We start from the raw sequence: 14642 nt of genomic DNA, 5'->3' as shown, positions 1-14642 counted from the left end.
CCTTTGTTAAAAAATAACACACTATATTTAAAAAGTATTTAGAAATTTATTTATTATGAAGAAAGCTAGTTTATTAAAGTTATTTATTCTTGTTTATGCATTGATTTTTATAGCCTGTATGATTTCTTGTGAAAAACATGAATGTAAATGTGAGCATGAAGGTGATCAAACACCAGAAGGTACTTTTTGTTATATTGATGAAGGAAGAACAAAAGAGATGTTAAACTATACAGAAATTGTGGCAATGTTAAAAAGCTATGATACTACACGTATTGCACCTTTAGAAAAAGCGCTAGGATATGAAGATTCTCGTATTAATAATTATAATTTTATTCAGTTTAAAAAGTATTTAGGAAGAATTGAAAACTTAAGTAAAAAGGCTAAAATAAATATAACAGGTATTAGTTTTATAGCAGCAGCCAAATCAAACTACAGTAATACAGGTAAAAGTTATCAAGATTTAATTTATATACCTACTACAACTGTTAATGGTAAGCAAATAGCTTTTGATCCTGTGCAGTCTGCTAAACAAGGTAAGTTAGTTACATTTAAAGAAATGCTTGCTTTAAATGGTTATAAATGGATTTATGATACAAAAGATGACTTTGAAGCAGGAAAAAGAAAAAATTATGATTATGGTTTAAAAACATTAAATAAAAATAAAGAAAGTACGCTATTAGGAGAAGACGAGTTAAGTGGAGTGGGAAATAAAGGAACCCTAACACCACCTTTTAATTAAACAAAAATGGATTTATTAAGTAGTTTAAGTTTACTATCGCAATATATAACTGCCATACTAAGTATAATGTTTTTTTTGCAAACAAAAAAAACATTTGCAAAGTGGCTTGCCTTACTTTTAATAATAACTGTTATTGTAGAGTCGATAGGTGCTTATTGTATTATTACAGAGAAACCTGTTTTTTTACACCATCAGGTATATATATTATTAGAGTTAATAATAATTCGTAAAATGTATAATGGTTTAATTAAAGATAAAGCATGGTTAAAACTATCTAATTTTTTTTTAATAGCTTTTTTAGTGACATGGTTTTTAATACTGTATAGGAAGAACTTCTTTTATACTGCTATAATTATCGGAGCAATTAATATAGGCTTGTTAGTTTTTCTTTATCTAAGAGAATTGTTACTGTCTGATGAAATTTTAAATTATAAAAAAATGCTTTCTTTTTGGGTTTCAGTAGGTTTTTTAGTTTTTTATTTACCTTCAATACCTTTTTTTAGTTTAGTTGGTTACATGAAAAGTAGAGATTTATTTCCTGTTTTAAATATTTTAATTATTATTATGAATATTATTATTTCATTTGGTTTAATATGGAGCAAGAAGAAGGAAGAATATTAGTAATTACAACTCTTGTTTTAATGGCAATTATAATCTTTGTAATTGTTTTATTTACAGTTTTTCAACGTCGTAAAAATAAATTATTATTAGAAAGAGAAGAGGATAGAAAACGCTATGAAAAAGAAATCGCAGAAACTCAAATAGAAATACGAGAAGAAACTTTGCGGAATATTAGTTGGGAATTACATGATAATATCGGGCAGCTTTTAACTTTAGCAAAGATACAAATGCAGCATGCTTCTCCTGAAAACATAAGTGAAATATCAGATACTATCACAAAAAGTTTAGCAGAAATAAGAGCGTTGTCTAAGTCAATCAATCCAGATTTTATAAAAAACATAAAATTAATGGAAGCTTTAAAATTAGAAATAGAACGATTTAATCGATTAAATTATATAGAATCAAGTTTAACGATTACTGGAAAAGAAACAAGAATAAATCAGAAGCATGAAATTATAATTTTTAGAATGCTACAAGAATTTTTTTCAAATACGATAAAACACTCTAAAGCCTCTAAGCTAGATGTTTCTATATCTTATGGCAAAGATGTTATAAAAATTATTTCTAAAGATAATGGTGTTGGTTTTGAAGCGAATAAAAACGGGCTTAAAGGTATTGGTTTACAAAATATAAAAGCCAGAGCTAAATTAATAAAAGCAGAAGTTAAAATGGAATCAGAACTTAAAAAAGGAACAAGTTTAATAATAAATTATTATATTTAGAGAACCAAGTGTAATTTCCCCTACAACATACTACTAACGAAACCTACGTAATTATGAAATACTCAGTCGTAGTTGTAGACGATCATACGTTATTGTCACAAGCTATTGAAGGAATGGTAAATACTTTTGATAAATTTAAAGTATTATACACCTGCAAAAACGGTAAAGAAGTTGCCGATAAATTTTCAACATCACCTAAGAATATACCCGATATTGTTTTAGTAGACGTAAACATGCCTATTATGAATGGTATTGAAACTACAGAGTGGATTGTAGAGCATCACCCAGAGGTACATGTAATGGCATTGTCGGTAGAAGATGCAGATAATACTATTTTAAAGATGCTAAAAGCAGGAGCTGTTGGATATTTACTTAAAGATACTCAAAAAGGAGTGTTAGAAAAAGCATTATTAGAAATGATGGAAAATGGTTTTTATCATACAAAAAACGTAACAACATTATTATTAGATTCTGTTTCAGGAAAAAATGGAAAAAACAATGTGTGTTTTAAAGACAATGAGATGAAGTTCATGAAGTTAGCTTGTTCTGAATTAACTTATAAAGAGATTGCCGAAAAAATGTTTTTAAGTCCAAAAACTATCGATGGTTACCGTGATAGCTTATTCACAAAACTTAATGTTAGAAATAGGGTTGGCTTAGTAATATACGCCGTGAAAAATAAAATTTACACTCCGTAATTTTATCCGTAAATTTGCAACATGGAAGAAACTAATAGACAACGAAAAATTGCAGGAGTATTGCAAGAAGATTTGGTAGATGTTTTACAACGTGCTGCACAAGATGGAATGAAGGGTGTAATAATATCTGTATCTAAAGTTTCGGTTACTGCCGATTTAGGAGTTGCAAAAGTATATTTAAGCGTCTTTCCTTCTGATAAAAGAGATGAAATTGTTGATGGAGTAAAATCTAATACACCATTAATTCGTCATGAAATGGCGAAAAGAACAAGACATCAATTAAGAAGAATGCCAGAATTATTGTTTTTTGGTGATGATAGTTTAGATTATATCGAAGACATTGATAAGTCTTTAAAAGGTGATGATGTAGATCCTATTAAAAATCCAGATGTTTTACCACGTCGTCAAAAACGGTAATAAATTTTATTTAAATTATTAATTAAGATTTATTAAAATTGAAATTCTCCTTATACATCGCTAAAAGATACTTGTTTTCTAAAACAAGCACCAATGCCATAAATATAATTACATTTATTGCAGTTTTTGGTGTTGTTGTTGGAGCTTTAGCTTTGTTTGTTATTTTATCGGGGTATTCAGGTTTAAGAACCTTTAGCGATTCTTTGCTTAAGGTATCAGATCCTGATATAAAAATAACAGTTGTAAAAGGGAAATCTTTTAAGTATTCTGATGAAATTCATCAAGAGTTACTTCAGAATACTCAAATAAAAGCAATTTCAAAAACAATAGAAGAACGTGTTTTTTTACAATATAAAGATAAAAATCAAGTTGCTTTTATAAAAGGTGTTGATGAAAATTATAAGGATATAATCCCTATAGATACTTTGTTAGCGCTGGGAACTTGGGTAGATCCTGAGTTTAAAAATACGGCCGTTATAGGTTACGGAATTTCATATAAACTCTCACTTAATGTTGCAAATTTTGGTGAGCCATTACAAATAATGGTGCCAAAACCAGGTAAAGGGTTTGTAAATGTAAACAATGCCTTTCGTTCAATTTCTACACAGGTAATTGGTGCCTATTCCGGGCCAGAAGAATTTCAGAATAAATACGTTTTTACAGAGTTGTCTTCTGCGCAAGAGTTGTTGAATTATGATGAAAATCAAATTTCAGGAATAGAGCTCAAGTTAAAAAAAGATGTTAATTCAGATGATTTTCAAGAAAAATTACAAGATGATTTAGGTGCTACTTTTAGTGTCAAAACAAGAGCGCAATTAAATGCCTTGTATTATAAAGTAATAAATACCGAGCGATTTATTTCGTATTTAATTTTTACTTTAATACTCGCAATAGCCCTATTTAATGTAATAGGATCAATAATTATGATGATTATTGATAAAAGAAAAAACCTTAAAACATTATTTAATTTAGGAGCAAGTATCGATGATATAAAAAAAATATTTGTGCTACAAGGTTTTTTGTTAACAATTGTTGGTATGATAGTAGGTGTCGCTATTGGTGTTTTACTGGTGTTAATACAACAACGTTACGAGCTATTTATGATTACAGAGAGTTTAGCTTACCCAGTTGAATTTAGATGGACGAATCTATTAGTTGTAATATTTACAATTTCAATACTGGGCTTTATAGCATCTAAGGTAGCAAGTTCAAGAATCTCTAAAGATTTTATAGAAAAATAAATTTACCCTATTTCAGGGATAATCATATTACCAAACTTAGCTTCCACTTCATCAAAAGCAGCAAAAACATCTTTTGCGTCATCAGAAGTTACCATTTTCATACGGTATTCTTTAAAATGTGGTATTCCTTTAAAATAGTTAGTATAATGTCTTCTGGTTTCAAAAACGCCCAATACAGGCCCTTTCCAATCAATAGCCATTTGTAAATGTCTACGAGCGGTTTGTACTCGTTGTGCAATGGTTGGTTTTGCTAGGTATTCACCCGTTTTAAAATAGTGCTTTACTTCATTAAAAAACCAAGGATAACCAATAGAAGCCCTACCAATCATACAGCCGTCTAAGCCATATTTATCGCGCATTTCCATAGCTTTTTCTGGCGAAGTAACGTCGCCGTTTCCAAACACAGGAATGTGCATTCTTTGATTATTTTTAACTTGAGCAATTGGTGCCCAATCGGCATCACCTTTATACATTTGTGCACGCGTACGACCGTGAATGGAAATTGCAGCACAGCCAACATCTTGTAAACGCTCGGCAACTTCTATTATTTTAATAGAATCATGATCCCAACCTAAACGTGTTTTTACGGTAACAGGCAAATTGGTGTGTTTTACCATTGCCTCAGTAAGAGAAACCATTAAATCGATATCTTTTAAAATTCCTGCACCAGCACCTTTAGAAACTACTTTTTTAACAGGGCACCCGAAGTTAATGTCAATAATATCAGGGTTCGACTTTTCTACAATTTCAACCGTTTTTAACATTGATTCTAAGTTTGCACCGAAAATCTGAATTCCAACAGGACGCTCTTTTTCGTAAATATCTAACTTCATTACGCTTTTTGCAGCGTCGCGAATTAGTCCTTCCGAAGAAATAAACTCAGTATAAACAACATCAGCACCGTTCTCTTTGCACAATGCTCTAAACGGTGGATCACTCACATCTTCCATCGGCGCTAATAATAGCGGAAAATCAGGAAGTTCTATATTACCAATTTTTACCATGCTGCAAAGTTACTTTTTATTTTTTATTGAATAAATATTTAATTGTACAACGTTTTTCAATAAAGTATCTTTGTCAGTCATAAGAGGCTAGAAATACGACGCATGAAGAAAATAAGAAATTTTTGCATTATTGCACATATTGATCACGGTAAGAGTACACTTGCCGATAGATTACTAGATTATACAGGAGCGGTAACAGAGAGAGAAAAAAAATCGCAGTTATTAGATAGTATGGATTTAGAGCGTGAACGTGGTATTACCATTAAGTCGCACGCAATACAAATGGAATATACGTTTGAGGGTGAAGATTATATTTTAAATTTAATTGATACACCTGGGCACGTAGACTTTTCTTACGAAGTATCTCGTTCTATAGCAGCTTGTGAAGGTGCTTTGTTAATTGTTGATGCAGCCCAAAGTATTCAGGCACAAACAATTTCTAATTTATATTTAGCTTTAGATAATGATTTGGAAATTATTCCGGTTTTAAATAAAGTTGATTTACCATCTGCAAACCCAGAAGAAGTTACAGATGATATTGTAGATTTATTAGGTTGTGAGCCAGAAGATGTAATTCACGCAAGTGGAAAAACAGGTTTTGGAGTTGAGAACATTTTAGAAGCAATTATTAAAAAAGTTCCGGCACCAACAGGAAATCCTGATGCACCACTAAAAGCATTAATTTTCGATTCTGTTTATAATTCTTACAGAGGAATTGAAACTTATTTTAGAGTTATTGATGGTTCTATTAAAAAGAACCAGCGTATCAAATTTATGTCTACCGAAAAAGAATACGGTGCGGATGAGGTTGGTACTTTAAAGTTAGAACAAGTTGTAAAGCAAGAGGTGAAAACTGGTGACGTAGGATATTTAATAACAGGAATTAAAGCGGCTAAGGAAGTAAAGGTAGGAGATACAATTACAGATTTTGAAAATCCGACAACTGATCGTATTGATGGGTTTGAAGATGTAAAACCGATGGTTTTTGCTGGAATTTATCCTGTTGATACTGAAGATTACGAAGAGTTACGTAATTCAATGGAAAAGTTACAGTTAAATGATGCTTCTTTAGTTTTTCAACCAGAAAGTTCGGCAGCGTTAGGTTTTGGTTTTCGATGTGGATTTTTAGGAATGTTACATATGGAAATTATTCAAGAGCGTTTAGAACGTGAATTTAACATGACTGTAATTACGACAGTACCAAACGTTTCTTATCACGCATACACAAAGAAAAACCCGACGGAAATAGTTTTGTTAAATAATCCAACAGATTTACCAGATCCGTCTAGATTAGAGAAAGTTGAAGAGCCTTTTATTAAAGCATCAATAATTACAAAATCTGATTTTGTCGGACAAGTAATGTCACTTTGTATAGAGAAAAGGGGGGAAATCGTAAATCAAACTTATTTAACTACAGAAAGAGTAGAGTTAATTTTTGATATGCCTTTGGCAGAAATTGTTTTCGATTTCTATGATCGATTAAAAACTGTTTCTAAAGGATATGCATCATTTGATTATTCTCCGATAGGAATGCGTACTTCTAAATTAGTTCGTGTAGATATTTTACTAAATGGTTCTCCGGTAGATGCTTTGTCAGCATTATTACACGCTGATAATGCCTATACAATTGGTAAAAAAATAGTAGAAAAACTAAAAACTTTAATACCAAGACAACAGTTTGATATTCCGATTCAGGCTGCAATTGGAGCAAAAATTATAGCAAGAGAAACTACCAAAGCTTTACGTAAAGATGTAACAGCAAAATGTTATGGTGGAGATATTTCTCGTAAACGTAAGTTATTAGAAAAGCAAAAGAAAGGTAAGAAAAGAATGCGTCAGGTTGGTAATGTAGAAATTCCACAAGAAGCATTTATGGCAGTTTTAAAGTTGAATGATTAAGTTTTAAGGCTACATATATAAGTATAAAAAAATGCTCTCGATTTTCCGAGAGCATTTTTTATTTAGAAGTAAATGTAAAAGTGTTTAAGATGTCTAATCTCTACTTCCTAAAATACGTAATGCCCAATATAAAAGCATTGCTAAAGAACCTAATGCAGCGACTAAGTAGGTTCTTGCTGCCCATTTTAAAGCGTCTTTAGAACCCGCAAGTTCTTCACGAGTTACAATATGCTTATTTTCTAGCCATGCTAGTGCTCTGTTACTGGCGTCATATTCTACCGGAAGTGTAATAAAACTAAATAAGGTACCCATTGCCATGAAAATAAGTCCGCCAATAGCAACCATTTGTCCAATTCCTGGCTGACCAGCACCAGCACCTAAAATAAGACCTCCAATAATCATCCATTGAGAAAAACGAGAAGAAATACTAACAATAGGAACTAATTTAGATCGCATTGTTAGCCATTGGTATGCTTTTGCATGTTGTACGGCATGGCCAACCTCGTGAGCAGCAACTGCAGCAGCCGATGCGTTTCTTTGATTGTAAACACCTTCACTTAAATTTACTGTTTTATTTTGCGGATTGTAATGATCGGTTAACATACCTGGTGTAGAAATAACTTTTACGTCGTTAATACCATGGTCATCCAACATTTTTTGAGCTATTTCTGCTCCGCTCATACCATTACGTAGATGAACTTGCGAGTATTTTTTAAACTTTCTTTTAAGTGTATTACTTACTATCCAGCTGAATAAAGAGATAATACCTATTAGAATATAAAATCCTATCATAATTTATTTGGTTTTAAAATTTTGTGTCAATTTTGTTTGATAAATTTACAACATAAATTATTCCATTATTAAATTACCTATAATAAAAGTGTCATAATGTCAAATAAGCCAAAAATTTTAATAGTATATACAGGAGGAACCATTGGTATGGTTAAGGATTATAAAACCGGAGCGTTAAAAGCGTTTGATTTTAGTCAGATATCTAGTAAAATTCCAGAATTGCAACAATTACATTGCGATATTTCTACTATTTCTTTTGATGAGCCTATTGATTCTTCAAACATGAATGTAAATTATTACATTGATATCGCAGAAATTATTGCTAATAATTATGAGAAATTTGATGGTTTTGTAGTGCTTACAGGTTCTGATACGATGTCGTATACATCATCAGCAATTAGTTTTATGATAGAAAATTTACAAAAGCCAGTAATATTTACGGGTTCTCAGTTGCCAATAGGAGATTTAAGAACCGACGCAAAAGAAAATTTAATTACTTCGATACAGGTAGCTTCAACGTACGAAAACGGAAAACCAGTAATTCAGGAAGTAGGGTTGTATTTTGAGTATAAATTATACAGAGCAAATAGAACGACAAAAATAAATGCAGAGCAATTTGAAGCATTTGCCTCGATGAATTATCCGCCTTTGGCTGAAAGCGGTGTTCATTTAAATTTTAATTACCCAGTGTTGTTTCGGTCAATTAAAGAAGAAGATAAACTTGTTTTTAGGAAAAACTTAGACAATAATGTTGCTATTTTAAAACTGTTTCCTGGTATAACAGCGTCGGTAGTAGAAAGTTTTATGAATATACCGAATTTAAAGGGGGTGATTTTAGAAACATACGGTGCAGGAAATGCACCTACAGAAAAATGGTTTATTGATTTATTAGAAAAAACCGTTGCGAAAAATATATATATAGTAAATGTAACCCAATGTGCAGGAGGAAGTGTAATTTTAGGGCATTATGAAACAAGTTCAGACTTAAAACGTATCGGAATTGTAGATGGAAAAAATATAACAACCGAGACGGCAGTGGCAAAAATGATGTATTTACTAGGAGAAAAGTTGTCAAAAGAACAATTTAAGCATTATTTTGAAACTTCTTTAAGAGGAGAAATTAATTAAATTGAGCTTTTTTTATTAGATTTACAATCATAAGTGCTTGAAATAGTATTAGAAAGAAGAAAATGACGTAAAACCTCTCGTTTTTTTTTAATGTCCCAACATTTTTTTGTTACTTGGCAGTCTGAAAAATAAAAAAGTGTAATAAGTACAAGTAAAGAATTACTTATTGTTAAAAAAGTAAGTAATTTATAGTAAAATTTGTATTTTTAACCCGTTAACTATTTAAAATTAATTATAACAAAATGAAAAAAGTAGTAAATTTCCTAACTGTTGCAGGATTTATGTTTTTAGGGGCTATTCAGTCAACTCATGCTCAAGAAGCAGAAAAAACTTTTCACCAAGAGTTAAAACAACGTTTTATTGAAGGAGATCCTCAGTTTATGGGTATCGTATTGGTAGCTTTAATTTTAGGTTTAGCAATTGCAATCGAAAGAATCATTTATTTAAACATGGCAACAACGAATACTAAGAAATTAGTAGCAAGTGTTGATGATGCTTTAAGTTCAGGTGGTATTGAGGCTGCTAAAGAGGTTTGTAGAAATACAAAAGGACCTGTTGCTTCTATCTTTTACCAAGGTTTAGAAAGAGCAGACGAAGGTTTAGAAGCTGCTGAAAAAGCTGTAGTAGGTTATGGTGGTGTACAAATGGGATTATTAGAGAAAAATGTTTCTTGGTTATCTTTATTTATTGCATTAGCACCGATGTTAGGTTTTATGGGTACTGTAATTGGTATGATTGAAGCTTTTGATAAGATCGCAGTAGCAAATGATATTTCTCCAGCAGTAGTAGCAGGTGGTATTAAAATAGCGCTTTTAACAACTGTATTTGGTCTTGTAGCGGCAATTATCTTACAGATTTTTTACAACTACATCGTTTCTAAAATCGATAGTATTGTAAACAACATGGAAGATGCTTCTATTTCTTTAATCGACTTATTAGCTAAGTATAAAAAATAATCAATTATATGAATAATAAAATATTAACATTACTAGTAGCTTTAATATCATTAGTAGGTATTGGGTTATTCGTAAACGTTGTAAGAATAGATCCAGAGAACTTAGAGGCTCTTAATAGTGCTGTTTCTCCTTTAGTAAGTTATTCATATTATTTACTAATTGTAATAGTAATTGTTGCTGTAGTAATCTCTTTATTAGGGATGTTTAAGAATCCAGCTGCTTTAAAGAAAACCTTACTAGGTGTTTTAGCTTTAGCTGTACTTTTTGTAGTGTCATATATGTTGTCTTCAAACGGACAAGTAATTGGTGCTGATGGAAGTGAGTTAGTTGCAGTAGGAAGTGTTTCTAAATGGGTAGGTACTGGTATAAGTTTTACCATGATTTTAGGAGCTATTGCAGGAGCATTTTTCGTAGTTGATTTATTAAAAGGAATCGTTAAATCGTAAGTTATTATGGCAAGAAGAGACAACCCAGAAATTAATGCAGGTTCGATGGCAGATATTGCATTCTTGCTACTTATCTTTTTCCTAGTAACAACAACAATGGATGTTGATTCAGGTATCCCTAAAAAGTTAGCTGAAAAAACAGATGTTAAGCCACCAATTGTAAAAGAGAAAAACATTTTTCAAGTTAGTATTAATAGAAACAATCAGTTACTTGTAGAAGGTGAAGGAATGGAGTTAGTAGACTTAAAAGATGCAGCTATCAAATTTATTGATAACGGTGGAGGTATTGGTAATCCAATGCCAGGAAAAGAGGCAGGAGCATCTTGTAACTATTGTAAAGGAGCGAAAGATCCTGAATCATCAGATCATCCAAACAAAGCAATTATCTCTGTTGAAAGTGATAGAGGTACCGAGTTTGGTACATATGTATCTGTTCAAAATGAGTTATTAAAAGCATACGATGAATTGCGTAATAGATTTTGCCAGGAAAAATATGGTATGAGCTTTACAGAATTAGAAAAAGCTTTTGTAGCTGGTGCAAGAAAAGATGACGCATTAAGAAAAAAAGTAGAAGATGTTAAGAGTAGTTATCCTCAGATTATATCAGATACTGATCCAACTAATGTTCAATAGTATAAAAACAAGTTAAGTATGTCTAAATTTAATAAAAAGAAAAAAGAGATGCCAGCAGTGAATACATCTTCACTACCTGATATTGTTTTTATGTTATTATTCTTCTTCATGGTAACAACAGTAATGCGTGAAAACGATTTAGCGATCGAAGCACCGCGTTTACCTAGTGCTACAGAAGTAAAGAAATTAGAACGTAAGAGTTTAGTAAGTACTATTTATGTTGGTAAAGCAAAAGATAGTAAATATGGTACTGGTTATAATAGAATTCAGTTAAACGATAAGATTGCTACACCAGATGATGTGCCTTCTTTTATTTTCTTAGAAAGAGGAAATGTATCGGAAGCAGAAGTTCCTTTTATGACAACTTCTTTAAAAATGGATAAAGAGTCGAGTGTTGGTACATTAGCTGATATTCGTGAGAAATTAAGAGACGTAAATGCTCTTAAGCTAAGTTTATCTACACACAAAGGAAGTGCTATTAAAAAGTAATCACTTTTTTCGAATAAATAATAAAAAGAGCAATCATACGATTGCTCTTTTTTTATACAAATAAACTATATTTAGCAATAGTTAAGTGTTATGGCAAATAGATTAATTTTCGTTTTAGTTTTTTTATCAATAAATATATATGCTCAAAAAGATTCTTTACAAGTAGGGGATTCTTATTGGGAAGATCAGTTATATATTAATGTTTCTTATAATATATTAGATAATCAACCTGAAGAAGTATCTAAAAGCGGATTTTCATTTGGTTTTTCAGGAGGTTATATAAAGGATATTCCTTTTGTTAAAAGCGGAAAAATAGCCTTTGGTATTGGTTTAGGATATGGATTTGATTCTTATAATCATAGATTAAAAGTTGTTGAAGGAGAGCCTGCTAATTTTCAGATAGATAATGGTATTACTAACAATAAATTAGTGCTACATAATATTGAAATGCCTGTTCAGTTTCGATGGAGATCATCAACGGTTAATACCTATTCTTTTTGGCGTTTTTACACTGGTATTAAGCTAAGTTATAATATTAGTAATAATTTTACATATGATGAAGCAGGAATTAAGATTGATATATCAAACTTTACAGAATACAATAAGTTTCAAACAGGTTTAATACTTTCGGCAGGGTACGGAACTTTTAATTTTCACATGTATTATGGTTTAACGCCTATATTTAAAAATGCTTCCTTAAATGGCAATAAAATTGATACAAATATTATCCGCTTCGGGTTAAGTTTTTATCTTTTATAATATGTAATACGCTAAAAAAGGAGACGCTAAGCCAATAAAAAAACCAAGATACACTTCATTATATGTGTGAGCTTTTAATTGAAGTCTAGCGTTCGCTAAAATGCCTGAGAGCAATATAAAAACTATGATTAACGGAATTATATATATATTATGTATTTGTTGAAATAATAGAAAATATCCTGTTGCAGCACCGATAGAAAGTAAATGTAAACTTGTTTTTATTTTTGCAATAAATAAGGTGTAAATTAAACCTAAGCCGAATACTACACCGAAAAATAAATAACTCAGGTCCTTAATAATTGTTATTTCAGAAAAAAACTTACCCAAAAAAAATAAAAGAGTCATCATAAAAAACAACGGTATTTTCCGTTCTTCAATACTATGTACTTGGTATGATTTTATAACACTAATTGCCTTTAGTAAAACTAATAATAGCACGGGTATTACATATGTAGCAATAAAAACAACAGCTAGCATGCTATATTGCTGTTGTTGGTTTAAGTTAACAGGTGTTAAAATAAAGTAGAGTATTATACCAATTGTAGGTATTACAATTGGGTGTAAAATGGTGGATATGAATTTATGCCAACGCATTATATTTCTTTACGTAAGCGTGCAACAGAAATATCTAACTGTTCACGATATTTTGCAACGGTTCTCCTTGCAATAGGATATCCTTTTTCTTTTAAAATCTTAGATAATTTATCATCAGTAAGTGGCTTTCGCTTGTCTTCCTCCTGAATTACAGTCTCAAGTATTTTCTTAATTTCTCGTGTTGAAACATCTTCTCCTTGATCATTTTTCATCGATTCAGAGAAAAACACTTTTATCAGTTTTGTACCGTATGGAGTAGAAACATATTTACTGTTGGCAACTCTAGATACTGTTGAAACATCCATATGTATTTCGTCTGCAATATCTTTTAAAATCATCGGTTTCAGCTTGCGTTCATCACCCGTTAAAAAATAAGCTTCCTGCCTATGCATAATAGCATTCATAGTAACCAATAATGTTTGTTGGCGTTGCTTTATGGCATCAATAAACCATTTTGCTGAATCTAATTTTTGCTTAATAAAAAGCACCGCATCTTTCTGACTTTTACTTTTTGTTTTAGCATCACTATATCCTTTTAACATGTTGTTATACTCGCGTGAAACATGCAATTCTGGCGCGTTACGAGAATTTAAAGTAAGTTCTAAAACACCATCAATAATTTGAATAGAAAAATCTGGTACAATCTGTTCTGCTATCTTATTATTACCAGCATATGAGCTACCAGGTTTTGGATTTAATCTACCAATTTCTGTAATTATTTCTTTTAGCTGTTCTTCATCAATCGTAAACTTCTCTAAAAGTTTTTTGTAATGCTTTTTTACAAAATGATCAAACGCGTTTTCAAGAATATTAATAGCTAAAGCTCTTGTTTCTTTTTGCGGTTTTGATTTTAATTGAATAATTAAGCACTCTTTTAAATCACGTGCACCTACACCAACTGGATCTAATTTTTGAACTACGTTAAGTAAAATTTTTTCTACTTCATCTTCAGTGGTAAAAACATTTTGTGTAAAAGCTAAATCATCTACTAAGTCGATAATTTCTCTACGAATATATCCGCTATCATCAATACTACCTACTAAAAAATCGGCAATAGCACGCTCTTCTTCGTTTATTCTAAAAGTATTTAATTGACTATTTAATGATTGATGAAAACTTGTTCCTGCTGCATAGGGAATTTGTTTGTCTTCATCATCAGCCGAATAATTGTTAGCTTGCGTTTTGTAACTTGGGTATTCATCATCACTTAAATACTCATCAATATTTATATCGTCAGTATCTATTTTTTCGTTTCCTTCGTCATAATCATCAGCATTTGTTAAAGTGTCTTCAAAGTTTTCAGGTTCTTCTTTACCAGTATCTAAAGCAGGGTTATCTTCAATTTCTTGCTCTAATCTTTCTTCAAAAGCTTGTGTAGGTAATTGAATTAACTTCATCAACTGAATTTGTTGTGGAGATAATTTTTGAAGTAACTTATAATGTAAACCTTGTTTTAACATACTTACAAATATAAGAAATAGGTTAAAAAGAAATCGTCATTCTG

At 31.0% G+C, this 14642-nt stretch carries 17 protein-coding genes; 13 read left to right on the top strand and 4 right to left on the bottom strand.

The window, feature by feature from the left end:
• The first annotated feature begins 55 nt into the window (after window positions 1–55).
• From P2G10_RS06930 to P2G10_RS06905, 6 genes are read left to right on the top strand one after another with little or no spacing between them, the layout of a single operon-like run.
• Window positions 56–739 (top strand): hypothetical protein, encoded by a 684-nt coding sequence (locus tag P2G10_RS06930; RefSeq protein WP_218771538.1) that lies wholly within the window; start codon window positions 56–58, stop codon window positions 737–739.
• 6 nt (window positions 740–745) lie between these two features.
• A complete protein-coding gene (locus P2G10_RS06925; protein ID WP_275315840.1) occupies window positions 746–1360 on the top strand; it encodes a hypothetical protein in 615 nt (204 codons plus the stop codon).
• The gene (locus P2G10_RS06920) at window positions 1333–2082 is read left to right on the top strand and encodes a sensor histidine kinase (RefSeq protein ID WP_275315839.1); all 750 of its coding nucleotides are present in this window, start codon (window positions 1333–1335) and stop codon (window positions 2080–2082) included. Before P2G10_RS06925 ends, P2G10_RS06920 begins: the two co-directional genes overlap by 28 nt.
• A gap of 50 nt (window positions 2083–2132) precedes the next feature.
• Window positions 2133–2780 carry a response regulator transcription factor gene (locus P2G10_RS06915; protein ID WP_218773507.1) on the top strand — a complete coding sequence of 216 codons (648 nt, stop codon included), beginning with the start codon at window positions 2133–2135 and terminating at the stop codon, window positions 2778–2780.
• A 21-nt stretch (window positions 2781–2801) separates the two neighbouring features.
• Window positions 2802–3197, top strand: a complete 396-nt coding sequence (gene rbfA, locus P2G10_RS06910; protein ID WP_218771535.1) for a 30S ribosome-binding factor RbfA — start codon at window positions 2802–2804, stop codon at window positions 3195–3197.
• Window positions 3198–3235: 38 nt separating this feature from the next.
• On the top strand, window positions 3236–4438 hold the full coding sequence (locus tag P2G10_RS06905; RefSeq protein WP_218771534.1) for an ABC transporter permease: 1203 nt from the start codon (window positions 3236–3238) through the stop codon (window positions 4436–4438).
• A 2-nt stretch (window positions 4439–4440) separates the two neighbouring features.
• Here the strand turns inward: P2G10_RS06905 and dusB are convergent, their stop codons facing one another.
• A complete protein-coding gene (dusB, locus tag P2G10_RS06900) occupies window positions 4441–5442 on the bottom strand; it encodes a tRNA dihydrouridine synthase DusB (protein ID WP_275315837.1) in 1002 nt (333 codons plus the stop codon).
• A 102-nt stretch (window positions 5443–5544) separates the two neighbouring features.
• On the opposite strand from dusB, the gene lepA reads away from it, so the two are divergent.
• The gene (gene lepA, locus P2G10_RS06895) at window positions 5545–7341 is read left to right on the top strand and encodes a translation elongation factor 4 (RefSeq protein WP_275315835.1); all 1797 of its coding nucleotides are present in this window, start codon (window positions 5545–5547) and stop codon (window positions 7339–7341) included.
• Window positions 7342–7434: 93 nt separating this feature from the next.
• Here lepA and P2G10_RS06890 read toward each other — a convergent pair whose 3' ends face one another.
• Complete coding sequence (locus P2G10_RS06890; protein WP_275315833.1) at window positions 7435–8133, bottom strand: zinc metallopeptidase; 699 nt, start codon at window positions 8131–8133, stop codon at window positions 7435–7437.
• Window positions 8134–8229: 96 nt separating this feature from the next.
• Here P2G10_RS06890 and P2G10_RS06885 point away from each other — a divergent pair, with 96 nt between their 5' ends.
• The 6 genes from P2G10_RS06885 (at window position 8230) to P2G10_RS06860 (ending at window position 12544) form a co-directional block, all read left to right on the top strand.
• The gene (locus P2G10_RS06885) at window positions 8230–9261 is read left to right on the top strand and encodes an asparaginase (RefSeq protein ID WP_275315831.1); all 1032 of its coding nucleotides are present in this window, start codon (window positions 8230–8232) and stop codon (window positions 9259–9261) included.
• Between the two features lie 242 nt (window positions 9262–9503).
• Complete coding sequence (locus tag P2G10_RS06880) at window positions 9504–10217, top strand: MotA/TolQ/ExbB proton channel family protein (protein WP_218771529.1); 714 nt, start codon at window positions 9504–9506, stop codon at window positions 10215–10217.
• A gap of 8 nt (window positions 10218–10225) precedes the next feature.
• The gene (locus tag P2G10_RS06875) at window positions 10226–10663 is read left to right on the top strand and encodes a hypothetical protein (RefSeq protein ID WP_218771528.1); all 438 of its coding nucleotides are present in this window, start codon (window positions 10226–10228) and stop codon (window positions 10661–10663) included.
• 6 nt (window positions 10664–10669) lie between these two features.
• The gene (locus P2G10_RS06870) at window positions 10670–11296 is read left to right on the top strand and encodes an ExbD/TolR family protein (RefSeq protein WP_275315825.1); all 627 of its coding nucleotides are present in this window, start codon (window positions 10670–10672) and stop codon (window positions 11294–11296) included.
• Between the two features lie 18 nt (window positions 11297–11314).
• Window positions 11315–11785 carry an ExbD/TolR family protein gene (locus tag P2G10_RS06865; protein ID WP_218771526.1) on the top strand — a complete coding sequence of 157 codons (471 nt, stop codon included), beginning with the start codon at window positions 11315–11317 and terminating at the stop codon, window positions 11783–11785.
• 90 nt (window positions 11786–11875) lie between these two features.
• Entirely contained in the window at window positions 11876–12544 is a 669-nt protein-coding gene (locus tag P2G10_RS06860; protein WP_275315823.1) for a porin family protein, read from the top strand.
• On the opposite strand, the gene P2G10_RS06855 is transcribed toward P2G10_RS06860, so the two are convergent.
• Together P2G10_RS06855 and rpoN are read right to left on the bottom strand one after the other, a co-directional pair.
• Window positions 12539–13138 carry a hypothetical protein gene (locus tag P2G10_RS06855; RefSeq protein ID WP_275315822.1) on the bottom strand — a complete coding sequence of 200 codons (600 nt, stop codon included), beginning with the start codon at window positions 13136–13138 and terminating at the stop codon, window positions 12539–12541. The two genes, P2G10_RS06860 and P2G10_RS06855, sit on opposite strands and share 6 nt — an antisense overlap.
• Window positions 13138–14598: an RNA polymerase factor sigma-54 gene (gene rpoN, locus P2G10_RS06850; RefSeq protein ID WP_275315820.1), complete on the bottom strand. Its 1461-nt coding sequence runs from the start codon at window positions 14596–14598 to the stop codon at window positions 13138–13140. Before rpoN ends, P2G10_RS06855 begins: the two co-directional genes overlap by 1 nt.
• Between the last annotated feature and the right edge of the window lie 44 nt (window positions 14599–14642).

Origin of the sequence: Tenacibaculum bernardetii (assembly GCF_029125915.1) — a bacterium.
GTDB lineage: Bacteria > Bacteroidota > Bacteroidia > Flavobacteriales > Flavobacteriaceae > Polaribacter > Polaribacter bernardetii.
This window is presented reverse-complemented; position numbering and strand designations above follow the sequence as displayed.